Genomic DNA, 12,240 nt, shown 5'->3' on the forward strand with positions numbered 1-12,240 from the left:
CCCTCCTAATTACGCCCTAAATTACGGAACAAGGATCCTTTTGTAAGGATGTGAATACCGCTCAATAGCGCTAATGTAAGCACACAAATGTAAATAACGAGTTCAAAGGCATCCATGTACTGTCCTGCCTCTACATAGGAATAGATAGCAAGTGGCATGGTACGCGTAATTTTAGGAATATTACCGGCGATTAATATGGTAGCACCGAACTCACCCATAGCACGACAAAATGCCAATATGCTGCCCGTTAAAATCCCCTTCCATGCCAATGGTACAGAGATTGTAAAAAATATGCGCAGCTCTGAAGCGCCTAATGTACGTGCTACGTCCTCCATATTATGGTCTACAGACTGCAATGCGGACCGCACCGTTTGATAAAACAAAGGAAAGGCAATAACAGAAGAGGCCACAACAGCACCTGCTGCAGTAAATACGACGCCTAAACCATATGATTCTAACCAAGCGCCGAATGCATAGCCCGGTGTAAATACCATAAGCAAAGCAAAGCCAACTACTACTGGAGGCAACACGAGTGGCAATGTTATTAGGGCATCTAGAACAGCGATACCACTCCACTTACATCGATTCATCCAGTAACAAGCAGCTAAGCCCGTCAATATAACAATAACTAGAGCTAAACTCGCCACCCACAATGACAACCAAAATGGACTCATATCGGGCCTCCTTTCTTTGCCGAATCTCTGCCGGATAATAAATTATAACTCTATTGTATCATAAGAAAACGCTAGCCCTAAAAGCTAGCGTTAAATTCTTATTTAGACGTAGAGAATCCATATTTTTCCAATACTTTTTGGCCCTCTGGGCTCATTACATATGTATAGAAATCTTGAGCCAAAGCATTATCATATTTCTTAATAATACCGATAGGGTATATAACAGGATCATGAGAATCTGCAGGTGTTACTGCAGCAATTTCAACTGCATCACCGGCTGCAATAGCATCCGTCTTATAGATAAAGCCCGCATCACCAGCTGCTTGGCTAATGGAAGCCGTTACAGCTTTAACGTCTTTAGCATATACCACATTAGGTTCTACTTGGTCCCATACACCTAATTTTGTTAGTACTTGCTTACCATAGTTACCAGCGGGTACGGTATCTGGATTACCTAAAACAATACGTTTTACAGATGCGATTTGATCTAACTCAATTTTAGGTTGTCCTTTAGGAACTACAAGAACGAGTTCATTTGTTACAAATGGTTTTACATTTATTACTAAATCTTTATCTTGTAACATCTTCATATTTTTTTCGTCTGCAGAAATGAATAAGCTTGCAGGTGCACCTTGTTCAATCTGTTGACGCAATGTGCCAGAGCCAGCAAAGTTAATTGTGATTTGATCATCTGCTAAGTTATGCTCTTTCTTATACGCATCTGCTAATTCAGTAAGAGCCCCCTTAAGGCTAGCAGCCGCTTGAATTGTAATCTTTTCAGACGTACTTGGCTTTGCGCTATCCGTAGTTTTACTTGCATCATTACCACAGCCTACTAGAAAAGCAAGCATAAAAACGCTCATTAATACTAATAGAATTCGTTTCATGATTTCTCCTCCTGTGTCTCCTCGTGGAATCCATCCTGTAAAAGCTATCAGTAATATATCTCAGAGACACACCCTTAAATAACAAAGCAAATATACAATATATTCACATTATACTATAGTTCTAACAATTAAATTATATGTAAAAACTCACATTTTTCATGTATATTTCTGATGAATATGATAAGTAATCATAATGAATCAACTTTTAAGCCCCAAAACAATACATCCTATGATATGATAATACTATATATACTATATAATGATACTCTAATAATTAATGAGAAACTCCAGGTGAGACAATGAATATATTTGAATTAATTGGTCATATATTTATGAATTCTATGATCCCAATCTTCATACTCATCGGCGTAGGATTTATACTAGACAGAAAATTCAAACTTGACCTCTATACATTGAGTAAATTGAATTTCTATATACTACTACCAACCTTTGTATTCAGAGCCATGTATGAAGCAAAATTTACATCTGGCACACTAGAAATTGTATTTTGTGCACTAGTTGTACTCATCCTAAACTCTATACTTTCTGGTATAGTCGGTAAAATCCAAGGCTATGATGTGGCCAAAATTGCAACATTAAAAAACTGCGTCATGTTTAATAACGTTGGAAATATGGGTATTGCTCTTGCCATCTTCGTATTTACGAATGTGCCTTATATCATTGATGGAGCAACCCCCTATGCTGACCTAGGCCTCGTTAGCGTTGTATCTATCATGATTATACAAACCATTACGAGTAATACCTATGGTTTCTACCAAGCTGGTGCTGGCCGATTGAGCACAAAAGATGCCTTAAACGTAGTATTCCATATGCCAATGGTATACGCTATCCCTCTTGCTCTGATATGTCAGCTCTTACCATTTGATTTACATGGCCTCTTCTTCTTTGCACCTCTTAAGATTTTTGCTAATGCCTTTGTTGGTGTTGCGATGATTGCCTTAGGGGTACAAATTAATAGAACTCCATTAAACTTCTTTAAGGCCGATGTTATGCTCGCTACCTCCTTACGACTCATCGTAAGCCCTCTTATCGCAGCAGTTATTACTATACTATTTATTATGTTCTACGGCCCAATGCATCCAATAGCAGCACAGACTATAGTCATTACCTACAGTGTCCCAACAGCTATTAATATGGCACTCATTGCTATTGAAATGAAGAATAATCCTGAATATGCTACGCAAATCGTTATGGGCACCACAATTCTATCGGCAGTAACTATGCCGCTATTTATTACAATCGCCTATTATCTTTTCCCATTATATTAAAAATATAAAAATTATAAAAAAATCACTCATAGTCATCAACTATGAGTGATTTTTTTACGCCTTAGCATTTAGTCTCGTCAAACAAGTCACACAAAGGGTAACTATTATAGCACCTATAATTTCATTTAATCCTAAGTGATGATTAAGAATAACTACATCTAAACCCAAAGTAACTATTGGGCCCATTGCACTAATAACTGCTGCAAGAGATGCACTAATTTTCTTTAGCCCAAAGGACATTAAGTATGATGGAACTATAGAGCAGAAAATAGCCAAGAAAATTAAATAAATTATAGTATGAGGTTGGAGTGCTACAATCTCCGAAAAGCCCCCACTATTTAGTATAAAGCAAAAAAGTAAAAACACTGTAGTTATACACATATATGTACTAGTAAATATAGTAGGACTAATACTTAAAACGACCCGCTTACTATAAATCATAAATAAAGCCCAAAATATAGCAGAAACTAAAACTAATAATACGCCTATTAAAGTATTAGTAAAATGACTGTCAACAGTGGGATTAAACATAATCCCTAATCCTAAAACAGTAAGAATAATTAACACGATCTTTGAAATCGTAATTCTGGATAAATCTGATGATAGTAAAAATACATAGATTGGAAATGTAAATAAAACGGCACGTTCTAAAGAAGCAGAAATATATAATAAACCTATAAAATCTGCCATAGACGAAATTAAATAAAGAACCGCTCCCACAAAAGAATACTTAAAAACTTGTTTTTTATTCAAACTCTGCCAATTAAAATGAATCATTGGTAGGATAAAAAAAGGTAATGATAAAAGCGCTCTATATGCCAGAACACTCAAAGGACTTAATGAATCTAGATAAATTAACTTTGCCCAAATTGATTTAGTTGATAAAAATACCGTGGCAATAAATACCACAAATATACCTATATTTTTCATCAACAGGTTCACTATATATACATCTCCATTCTCATATCTAACATAACTAAAAACACCTTTCATTCATAATATGGTGAAAGGTGTTCATTATAATAAAACTTATTATTGATGTGATACGTGATCCATACCCATTCGTACAAGACCTTCTACATGATCATCATTTAAAGAATAATATGCAGTTTTCCCTTCCTTGCGATATGTTACAAGACGAGCTTGTCGCAATACTCGCAACTGATGTGAAATAGCAGATTGTCCCATGCCCATTGTCTCTGCAATATGATTAACACACATCTCATTTTCTAGCAGTATCTCAACAATCTTTAGGCGCGTTGGATCGCCAAGAATCTTAAACAATTCTGCTAACTTTAACAATGATTCGTTCCCGTCGATCATAGGGATCCTTTCTTTTAAACTAATACTAATAATCTATCTAAATTTAAATACTATCTCTATGCTATCTATTATATACAAAAAAAGGCTTTGTACACAATGACAAAGCCTTTAAATTGTATGATATTATTTAACGACCAATACTGGGCAAGAGGAATGACTAGTTACATAGCTACTTACACTACCCATGAATAAACCTTTCAAAGGTCCAAGACCACGGCTACCCATTACGATAAGATCAGCATTGTATTTTTTAGCAACGGCTAACAATGCTGGGCCTGGGGAACCAACTTCAAATACAGATTTAACTTTAACACCTGTAGGAATTTCTTTCACTACATCGTTCAAAATTTCTTTACCTGTTTCTTCCATGTCTTCTGCAATTTGTTCAGACACATAGCCACCAGAAATTGGTGTTTGATCAAAGTTGGAAATAGCAGATACAATATTTGCTACATGAACAACAATCAATTCTGCTTTGTTACGATCTGCTACTGCAAGTGCATGTTCTAGTGCACGTTTAGCATTTTCAGAACCATCAGTAGGTACGACAATAGTTTTGTAGGTAACCATATTAACCCCTCCTATTTCTAATCCCCATGAAGGGATATGATTAAAAATCGTTTAGTCTATTTATAATATTCTAGACGAATTAGGAAAAATCCTCTTTTTTTGATTAGGATTTATATACATTATAGCACATTTTTTTGCAGATTAAAGAACTTGAGACGAATTGTTGATATTTAAAGAATTCGTTAACTTAAATCCATCTAAAATATCGATTAGTTCAGGTGTAGTCAATACAGTACCAATTGGTGCTATCATGCGAGCTACACCGACATTGCCATTATTTCCAAGAATAATCGTAGCTCCAAATGTAACAGTTTCCGCCGTATTCGTATCTGCTACTTCAGGATTCTTCATTGTCCCAGCTACATAAAACATAACGGCACCATCAATAATATGTGTTTCATATCGTTCAATGGTGGCCCTATTTACATCCACCAAAGATTTCACGTATTGGTCACCTAGCATTTGCTTGCCCATCATCGTAGGCATAGCACTGCTCACCGCTTGTACAGGAACGGAAAAACTTTCTACGTCGAGACGAATCTTATCCTTTGTGAAAGTAATCTTTTTAGGGTCATTAATTCGTGTGAATCCTTTAGGACTAACGAATTTCAAGCCTTCTGCTACATTGATATCACTGGAACCTGACAATAGTTTCTTAACATTATTTAATGTAGAGCCAGTCTTCTTAGTATCTAACAAAGAAAATGAAGGAACTGTCGTTTCCATAAGACCTTGTTCCATAAATTTAGCCTGAATAGGTGGATACGTACTTACAAGATTATAGCGATGCGTTGGATCTTTTTCCATAATAAATTCAGCTTCAAAAATAGAATGAACCTTTTCCGTAGATGTCATCTCTGCATAGGACTTCGGTGTCGTACGGCTCCAGCGTGCTGCTTGTGCACCCTTTTTAGGGAAGAATCCGCCCACTATATCGTTAGTATCAAATACATTACTATGTTGACGCCAAATACGAAGGTATTCTTCATCCGTCATACCCTTAATTGGAACATCATACCATGTTGTATTCCACACCTTTTGTGACACATTGCCTTGCGGTGTATTATTTCTCTTTGTAAAAGACACGGTATAGGCGTCGTCTTGATTTGGTCCAGACAAATTAAAGGAATACCCCTGTATATGTTCACTTTCACTCCGTACATCCATATCAATCATAACACCATCATTTACACGCCAAGGAATGGTGAAAGTATAACCGTGTTTCGTATCCTTTACAACCGTATTCATCTTAGTAGCATACGATTTATATTGCTCTGGCAATACGGAAAGAGCATCTGCTTGCGAGGCTACGATAGACTTTGGCGTAGCATGTTCAGGAGAGGCTCCGTAAGCAATGCTAGATACGATAGACAATCCAGCTAATACTAATGCGATAGGTAATTTCATAAAGTTCCTTTCATATATGTGAAGGTACCACCTATGATTACATAGGTGGTAAGGATTATAACATATTTTCTAAAAAAGCTTTAGTTCTAGGGGATTGTGGATTGGTAAACAATTGTTCCGGTTCCCCTTCTTCTTGAATGATACCATCTGCCATAAAGATGATACGATCTGAAACTTCTCGAGCAAAGTTCATTTCATGGGTAACAATAATCATAGTCATCCGATCATCGGCTAGTTGTTTAATCGTTTTTAATACTTCTCCAGTCAATTCTGGATCAAGGGCAGACGTCGGTTCATCAAAGAGCATAATTTCTGGGTTCATGGCTAATGCACGAGCAATCGCTACACGCTGTTGTTGACCGCCAGACAATCTAGAGGGATACATATCTCGTTTATCCCAAAGACCTACCTTATTAAGTAAGCGTTCTGCGATTGGCATAATATCGGTATCTTTCATACCTTTTACCATACGCGGTGCCACCATAATATTTTCAAGAACAGTCATATGGGGGAACAAATTGAAGGATTGGAATACCATACCCATGCGAAGTAATAGATCATGCATGGTATGTTTATCAGCGTAGGTAACGACGCCACTAGCATCTGTAGATGCCAACGTTACACCATCAACGGTAATAGTACCACCGTCAATCGTTTCCAACTGACCTAAGCAGCGCAAAAATGTAGACTTACCGGAGCCAGATGGACCGATGATAGATACGATTTCACCTTTATTCATTTGCAAAGAAACATCTTTCAATACCACATTATTATTAAAGTGTTTCTCTATGCGTTCCATATTTACAAAAGTCATAATTACCTCTTACTCATCATATACAGAGAAACGTTTTTCTAAATAATTAAAGATATTCGTCAAAATGAACGTGAAGATTAGATAGAAAATAGCGGCCACAAGGAACGCAGAAATATCAAAATCACGTTGTACAATAGATTTTGTGATACGCAAGATATCATTCATAGCTAATACATATACGAGAGATGTATCTTTTAATAAGTTAATTGTTTCATTGGCAAGTGGAGGTAATACGCGCTTAAACATTTGCGGCAAAATGATGGTACGCATCGTTTGACCATAGGTAAAACCAAGTACTTTTGCCCCTTCGTATTGACCGCGTGGAATCGATTGAATACCGCCACGGAAGATTTCACATAGGTACGCTGCATAGTTGAGTACAAATGTAACCACAGCAGCCGTTGCATCATCCATTTGGATAGCCCCATCCGTCATGATTGGCAATGCAAAGTACATGAATAAAATTTGTAACATCAATGGCGTACCACGCATTAGATATACAAAGGCTTCAACAATTTTATCGACTACAGGAAGCTTAGATAGTCGCAGTAAAGCTAATATGATACCACCAGGTATAGATAGTACCCATACGACACAAAACAGTGCAATGGTGACCTTAAGCCCATCCGCAATGGTCGGGATAATCTGCAATAAATAATCTAACATGAAATACTCCTTCAAAACACGAATAGAGAAGAGGCACATGGCCTCTTCTCTAGTGTACATTTCGTTCTTTAATTATCAGTTGTACATACTGACCACAGTACTATTAGTATATCACGAATCGTACTATTTAGCATCGCTCTTATCTAGATCTGCACTAGAGCCCAACCATTTTTCAACAATTTTATCAGCAGTACCATCTTTTTTCATTTCGGCTAAGATACCATTGATTTTATCGCGTAATACGGTATCATCTTTGCGGAACCCTACAGCAAAGTTATCTACGCCGTAATCAGTGCCTTCTACAATTTTGTATTTGCCAGGTTCTTTTGTCATGAGGTAACGAGCAATAACACCATCAGCGATAACTGCATCGACACGACCAATGCCAAGATCCATGAACGCACTTACGAAATCAGCATAGGATTTAATTTCTTTAACAGTTTTGCCACTAGGATCGTTTTGTAATGCAGATTCACCAGTACTAGCTTGTTGCACACCTACAACCTTGCCAGCAAGATCAGATTTGCCCTTGATAGCATTATCATCGTTACGAACAACGATGTATTGTTTATCTTTCATATATGTATCGGAGAATAAGATATTTTTCTCACGTTCAGGAGAAACAGTTAAACCATTCCACAATACATCGATTTTCTTAGATTTTAACTCCGCTTCTTTGCTGGACCAGTCAATCGCTTTAAACTCAACGTCCATACCAGCGCGCTTAGCAGCCTCTTTAGCCAAGTCGATATCTAAACCTACGATTTCACCTTTATCATCTTTAAAGCCCATTGGTGGGAAGCTATCATCTAGGCCAATAACAATTTTCTTAGGTAATTGAGTATCAGCCTTCTTTGTATCACTACCACAACCGCTTACAAAAGCCATCATAGAAACTGCAGCCAAACCTACAGCCATAATCTTTTTCCAGTTCATAATATCCTCCACACAATATGTTATAGGTCATGTTTTAACTTATGAACCTATTATACTTTAGCGTATTAAAGTTGTAAATAGTTAAATCAATAAATTTACAAAATTATATATCATGTGTATCTCTATAATGTTTTATGGCGGCTTGAAGGCGCATTTTATCCTTATACGGTGCAAGTTGCAGATCTAAAGGTACTACATAAATGCCACCATGAGTATTAACGGCTTGTAGTTCTTTCCAATCAGGCGTAAACCCAACTACGCTTTCAAAAGGAACATACACATAGTAATCATCTAAATTAATGGCACTACGAAAATAGTCACGTAAATTTGTCGGTCTCTGTTTGATAACAAAGCCTTTGTCACAAATATATACGAGCACTACATCGAGCCCGTGTACCCACCATAACAAGCAAACGACCAATGCATAACAAAGCATGCGATTACCTATATCATGTGGGGCCCATTTAATGAGAGCAACACAAATTACAATGCCTAGAATCCGTCCTAGCCACTGTACGGCCTTATGTGTGGTGACCATGTGCTTTACATGGCCACCCGAAAATCGTTCGCTTACCTCTTGTTTTGTCATAATTGACCTCAAAAGTGTATGTAAATACTTATTTACGGCAAAGCCCCATCGCTTGTTCAACCTTGCGATACATCATAGATGCTTTTGCATGTGCTTTTGCAGCACCTTCATCTAAAATGACATCTAGTTCAGGGCTTGTTATGAGTTCATTGTATCGTTGTTGAATTGGCTCAAGTGTTGCTACAAGCAAATCAGCAATATCCGATTTAAATGCGCCATACCCTTTACCAGCATACATTTCTTCGATAGCTTCATAGCTGTCTTTTGTGATAGCACGGTAAATGCCCATCAAGTTAGAAATGCCAGGTTTGTTTTCTTTATCGTAACGCACCGCGTTGTCAGAGTCAGTTTGAGCGCGTTTCAATTTTTTCACGATCAAGTCTGGTGCATCCAAAAGACGGATTGTAGCATTTTGGTTATCATCAGATTTACTCATTTTCTTAGTTGGCTCTTGTAAGCTCATAACGCGAGCACCACCTTCGCCTACCTTGATATCAGGTACTACGAAAGTTTCGCCAAATCTACGGTTAAAACGCTCTGCCAAATTACGAGTTAACTCTAAATGTTGCTTTTGGTCCTCACCTACTGGAACATAGTTAGTACCATATAACAAAATATCTGCCGCCATCAATGGTGGGTATGTAAGCAAAGCTGTTGGAATGGACTCGCCTTGCTTTTGAGATTTATCCTTATATTGTGTCATACGTTCTAATTCGCCTACATAGCTAATAGATTGCATAACCCAACCAAGTTTTACATGTTCAGGTACTTCGGATTGAACAAATAATGTTACCTTTTTAGGATCTAGGCCAACAGCGAGGTATAACGCAGCCAAATTACGAGTATTTTGAAATAACTCTTTTGGATCTTGCGGTACAGTGATCGCATGTTGGTTAACGATGCAATAATAACATTCATCAGTATCTTGATAATCTAAGAAATTACGTAAAGCCCCCAAATAGTTGCCAAGTGTTAATTCCCCACTTGGTTGGATGCCGGAAAATATAACTGCCATAATAGTCTCCCTATATTGAAATAAACCAACAGTGCCGAAGCACTGTTGGTTATATATATTATTCTACGGTTACAGATTTAGCCAAGTTACGTGGTTTATCTACATCTGCGCCGCGTGTAATCGCTGCGTAGTACGCCAACAATTGCAATGGTACAACAGCGAGGATTGGAGCGATGAATTTATTGGCACGAGGCACATAGATTGTATGGTCTACGTGTTTAGACAATTCTTCGTCACCTTTCATGCCAATACCGATTACAACAGCTTCACGAGCTTTTACTTCGCGGATGTTGCTGATCATCTTATCGTACACATCTTCTTGTGTAGCCAATGCGATAACAGGTACGCCTTCTTCAATAAGAGCCAATGTACCATGTTTCAACTCGCCACCAGCATATGCTTCAGCGTGAATGTAAGAAATTTCTTTCAATTTCAAAGCACCTTCCATCGCTACTGCATAGTCGATAGCACGGCCTAAGAAGAACGCATCAGATTTAAAGCCATAATGTTTAGCAAAGGCTTTCATATCTTCATCTACTTCAAAGATTTCGTGAATCAAGGATGGCAAGTTTTTAATACCGCTAAGAATGTCTTCGCCTACAGCTGGATTCATCTTACCGTTCAATTGGCCAAGGTATACAGCGAACAACAAGCCTGCTACTAATTGAGTAGTGTAAGCTTTTGTAGATGCTACAGAGATTTCAGGACCTGCCCATGTGTACACAGTGTTATCTGCTTCACGAGAGATACTGGAACCTACTACGTTTGTAATCGCTAAGGATTTAGCACCTAAGCGTTTAGCCTCTTTCAAAGCAGCCAATGTATCAGATGTTTCACCAGATTGGCTGATAACGATACATAATGTTTTGTCATCAGTCAATGGATTGCTGTAACGGTACTCGGATGCGATTTCCACACTTACAGGAATGCGCGCCAAGCTTTCAATATATTGTTTTGTTACAAGACCTGCATGGTATGCTGTACCACAAGCAACGATAAGGATTTTATTGAAAGCTGCTACATCGTCAGCAGTCCAGTTTAACTCATCAAAAACAGCAGTCTTGCCGTCTTCAGAGATGTGTGTGCCGAATGTATCACGCACAGCTTTTGGTTGGTCATGAATTTCTTTCAACATGAAATGTTCATAACCGCCCTTTTCTGCAGCTTCTGCATTCCAGTTAACATGGAACACTTCTTTATCAACAGGGTTGCCTTTACGGTCAAATACGGATACATTATCACGCGTTACGATAGCTAATTCACCATCGTTCAAGATGTATGTATCACGTGTATAGTTAATGATTGCTGGAATATCGGAAGCAACGAAGTTTTCCCCTTTGCCAAGGCCGATAACTAATGGGTTTTCTTTTTTAGTACAAATGATTTTGTCCGGCTCATCAGCACAGATGATTTCAAGAGCATACGCACCATCAACACGATCAAGCATGCGACGAACAGTACTTACGAAATCGCCATCGTACATATCCTCTAATAAATGAGCTACTACTTCTGTATCAGTTTCAGATTTGAAATGGTACCCTTTTTCGATGAGCTCTTCTTTTAAAGGCATGTAGTTTTCGATGATACCATTGTGAACAACAGCAAATTTACCATCTTCAGAGGAGTGAGGATGGGCGTTCATATCGGATGGACGACCATGAGTAGCCCAACGAGTATGACCAATACCTACAGTCCCTTCATTAGGATCTGCTTTTACAATCGCCTCAAGATTAGCTAGACGGCCAACCTTTTTTTGAATTTTAATTACATTTTCAGGGCCGATAACAGCAATACCTGCAGAGTCATAACCACGGTATTCTAATTTCGCCATACCGTCCAATAAGAAATCAGATGCTTGATTAAAGCCAATGTATCCTACGATACCGCACATAAGTATATCCTCCTATAACTGGGGGCATTCTAGCCCCAGCCAAAAACTAAGGCTAACTAATTAATATTCTAGATTAATGTTCTAGATTAATGTTTCAATTATGTATTAATTATTACTTTAATACAATTCATTCAGATACACTTTGTCTCCATTGTTACCAATGGGCTTTTTAGTATCTG

The 12,240-nt window shown here is 37.9% G+C and carries 13 protein-coding genes; 1 reads left to right on the top strand and 12 read right to left on the bottom strand.

What is annotated here, in order from left to right; all coding sequences use genetic code 11:
• Positions 1 to 5 precede the first annotated feature (5 nt).
• The gene (modB, locus tag HMPREF1477_RS04775; RefSeq protein WP_016476005.1) at positions 6 to 674 is read right to left on the bottom strand and encodes a molybdate ABC transporter permease subunit; all 669 of its coding nucleotides are present in this window, start codon (positions 672 to 674) and stop codon (positions 6 to 8) included.
• Positions 675 to 772: 98 nt separating this feature from the next.
• On the bottom strand, positions 773 to 1,561 hold the full coding sequence (modA, locus tag HMPREF1477_RS04780) for a molybdate ABC transporter substrate-binding protein (protein ID WP_016476006.1): 789 nt from the start codon (positions 1,559 to 1,561) through the stop codon (positions 773 to 775).
• A gap of 299 nt (positions 1,562 to 1,860) precedes the next feature.
• Between modA and HMPREF1477_RS04785 the strand changes: the two genes are divergently transcribed.
• Complete coding sequence (locus HMPREF1477_RS04785; protein ID WP_016476007.1) at positions 1,861 to 2,850, top strand: AEC family transporter; 990 nt, start codon at positions 1,861 to 1,863, stop codon at positions 2,848 to 2,850.
• 54 nt (positions 2,851 to 2,904) lie between these two features.
• On the opposite strand, the gene HMPREF1477_RS04790 is transcribed toward HMPREF1477_RS04785, so the two are convergent.
• The 10 genes from HMPREF1477_RS04790 to glmS form a co-directional block, all read right to left on the bottom strand.
• Entirely contained in the window at positions 2,905 to 3,780 is an 876-nt protein-coding gene (locus HMPREF1477_RS04790; protein ID WP_232197158.1) for a DMT family transporter, read from the bottom strand.
• 102 nt (positions 3,781 to 3,882) lie between these two features.
• Positions 3,883 to 4,173 (bottom strand): metalloregulator ArsR/SmtB family transcription factor, encoded by a 291-nt coding sequence (locus HMPREF1477_RS04795; RefSeq protein WP_005379548.1) that lies wholly within the window; start codon positions 4,171 to 4,173, stop codon positions 3,883 to 3,885.
• Between the two features lie 123 nt (positions 4,174 to 4,296).
• A complete protein-coding gene (locus HMPREF1477_RS04800) occupies positions 4,297 to 4,743 on the bottom strand; it encodes a universal stress protein (protein WP_005379465.1) in 447 nt (148 codons plus the stop codon).
• A gap of 141 nt (positions 4,744 to 4,884) precedes the next feature.
• Complete coding sequence (locus tag HMPREF1477_RS04805; protein WP_016476009.1) at positions 4,885 to 6,150, bottom strand: hypothetical protein; 1,266 nt, start codon at positions 6,148 to 6,150, stop codon at positions 4,885 to 4,887.
• A gap of 55 nt (positions 6,151 to 6,205) precedes the next feature.
• Positions 6,206 to 6,964: an amino acid ABC transporter ATP-binding protein gene (locus HMPREF1477_RS04810; protein WP_005379467.1), complete on the bottom strand. Its 759-nt coding sequence runs from the start codon at positions 6,962 to 6,964 to the stop codon at positions 6,206 to 6,208.
• Positions 6,965 to 6,973: 9 nt separating this feature from the next.
• A complete protein-coding gene (locus HMPREF1477_RS04815) occupies positions 6,974 to 7,630 on the bottom strand; it encodes an amino acid ABC transporter permease (RefSeq protein WP_005379533.1) in 657 nt (218 codons plus the stop codon).
• 123 nt (positions 7,631 to 7,753) lie between these two features.
• On the bottom strand, positions 7,754 to 8,566 hold the full coding sequence (locus HMPREF1477_RS04820) for an amino acid ABC transporter substrate-binding protein (protein WP_016476010.1): 813 nt from the start codon (positions 8,564 to 8,566) through the stop codon (positions 7,754 to 7,756).
• A gap of 103 nt (positions 8,567 to 8,669) precedes the next feature.
• The gene (locus tag HMPREF1477_RS04825) at positions 8,670 to 9,155 is read right to left on the bottom strand and encodes a hypothetical protein (protein ID WP_016476011.1); all 486 of its coding nucleotides are present in this window, start codon (positions 9,153 to 9,155) and stop codon (positions 8,670 to 8,672) included.
• A 28-nt stretch (positions 9,156 to 9,183) separates the two neighbouring features.
• Entirely contained in the window at positions 9,184 to 10,170 is a 987-nt protein-coding gene (trpS, locus tag HMPREF1477_RS04830; protein WP_016476012.1) for a tryptophan--tRNA ligase, read from the bottom strand.
• A gap of 58 nt (positions 10,171 to 10,228) precedes the next feature.
• Positions 10,229 to 12,061, bottom strand: a complete 1,833-nt coding sequence (gene glmS / locus HMPREF1477_RS04835; RefSeq protein ID WP_016476013.1) for a glutamine--fructose-6-phosphate transaminase (isomerizing) — start codon at positions 12,059 to 12,061, stop codon at positions 10,229 to 10,231.
• Between the last annotated feature and the right edge of the window lie 179 nt (positions 12,062 to 12,240).

The sequence above is a fragment of the Veillonella sp. HPA0037 genome (assembly GCF_000411535.1).
GTDB classification, from domain to species: Bacteria; Bacillota; Negativicutes; order Veillonellales; family Veillonellaceae; genus Veillonella; species Veillonella atypica.